Origin of the sequence: Micromonospora sp. DT4 (assembly GCF_049841675.1) — a bacterium.
Lineage (GTDB): Bacteria > Actinomycetota > Actinomycetes > Mycobacteriales > Micromonosporaceae > Micromonospora.
Genome location: NZ_JBNCKT010000441.1, coordinates 1 through 338, shown reverse-complemented (window position 1 = coordinate 338; position 338 = coordinate 1). Strand labels below are relative to the sequence as shown.

1 pseudogene is annotated in these 338 nt (G+C 73.7%); it reads right to left on the bottom strand.

The features are described from left to right. Nucleotides 1-102: 102 nt before the first annotated feature. A pseudogene (locus tag ACLQ24_RS30475) lies at nt 103-338 on the bottom strand (monooxygenase); the annotation flags it as partial.

Sequence of the window (338 nt, the reverse complement as noted above, 5' to 3'; positions counted from 1 at the left end):
CTGGTAGGTGCCGACGTCGTCGGTGGAGCCGTCGAGGTCGTCGACGACGATCGCGGTGGTCTTGGTGGCCACGAGGGGCCACCTCCTTTCGCTCGAGGTGGGTTACTGGGCGGGTTGGTGGGTGCCGAGGCCGAGTTGGTGGCCGATGGCGGGTCCGCGGTGCACGGCGGCGACGGCGGCGGGCAGGTGCCGGCGTTGCCAGCCGTGCAGGGCGGCGGTGAGGTCGGCGGTGTACTTGCGGTGCTGGGTGAGAGCGGCGGTGAGGCCGGCGGCTTGTTCGATGCCGTTGTTGGCGCCGCGGGCGGTGTGCGGGCGGACGGGGGCGAGGGCGTCGCCGA